The organism is Microcoleus sp. C2D2 (genome assembly GCF_036702495.1).
GTDB lineage: Bacteria > Cyanobacteriota > Cyanobacteriia > Cyanobacteriales > Microcoleaceae > Microcoleus.
Genome location: NZ_JAUBTO010000421.1, coordinates 1 through 1,089, shown reverse-complemented (window position 1 = coordinate 1,089; position 1,089 = coordinate 1). Strand labels below are relative to the sequence as shown.

The 1,089-nt window shown below is 40.0% G+C and carries 1 protein-coding gene; it reads right to left on the bottom strand.

The window, feature by feature from the left end:
* Positions 1-9 precede the first annotated feature (9 nt).
* Positions 10-657 carry a 4'-phosphopantetheinyl transferase superfamily protein gene (locus QUB61_RS39670; RefSeq protein WP_333136976.1) on the bottom strand — a complete coding sequence of 216 codons (648 nt, stop codon included), beginning with the start codon at positions 655-657 and terminating at the stop codon, positions 10-12.
* Between the last annotated feature and the right edge of the window lie 432 nt (positions 658-1,089).

Sequence of the window (1,089 nt, the reverse complement as noted above, 5' to 3'; positions counted from 1 at the left end):
GGTTTCATCCTATTTTACCTTTTTTTGTCTACCCCCTTGACAATTTGCACTTTTTCTTAACTTGTCACAAATGGGGACTAACTCAATCAAAGACCATCGGGAAACTTCTTTTGGATTTTCCAGAAAGTTTAACAGTGCTGCTGGTTCTCCCGGCGCAATCGCAACATCAAATCCATCCAAAGGAATTGAAAGACCTTTACCTACCGCTTTGATGTAGGCTTCTTTGCGAGTCCAGCAGGTAAAAAAAGCTCTCAGTTGTTGATGTTCGGGGTGCGAGCGCAATACGGCGTTTTCAAAAGGCGAAAAAAAACTTTCGGCTATCTGCTGGTAGGGAAAATCTTTACGAATGCGTTCAATATCAATGCCAACTTCTCGATTTTGCTCCACAGCAATGAGAGCAATTCCGTGAGAGTGAGACAAATTGAAGCAAAGTTTATATTCGGATACTGCGGTAACTAAAGATGGTTTTCCGTAGGGGTTATAGCTAAAGCGCAGTTCGTTAGGATTTTTATTTAGATAGCAGCCCAAAATTTTTCTGAGAATACCGCGAGCTGCGATAAAATGCGCTCTGTCTTTCTGAAAGTAAAAACGCTCTGCTCTTTTAAGTTCGTCAGTAGAGAGACTCTCCTGCAAGCTTTGTAGGCAAGATGCTCTCATCTCCAGATCAACGCGCCAAACATGAACCTCATCGCTATTAAGTATTAGGTCTTTTGGGGGTATTTTCCACTAAATTATATTAGTATTCATCATTAGTCGTAAGCCGTGAAAAATTATTGATTTTGCTGCAATTTTTGACAAGTAGCTTGAAGCAAAAGCAACTGATATCTCTTTAAAAAAAAGTGATGGTATGGAAACATTTGCAGCGAACAAAAAGCGATTGTATGTTTGTTCCAACCTTCAATAATATCGGGACTCGTTTCGGGGTATTGCAAACCACCAATTACAGTAATCGGACATTCTAATGGCGCTTCGTTAGTATAAACATAGACTTCATCAATTGCTAAATCTGCCCGGTAAGGATTCAGGTCTTTGATTGGGGAATAAGAGAAGGCATGAAAAAGTTACAAGAATGGGCAGATATAGCATCAC

What these genes read in the sequence shown, in the direction of transcription:
- QUB61_RS39670 (WP_333136976.1), bottom strand. Translation starts at nt 657, where the DNA reads ATGAGAGCATCTTGCCTACAAAGCTTGCAGGAGAGTCTCTCTACTGAC.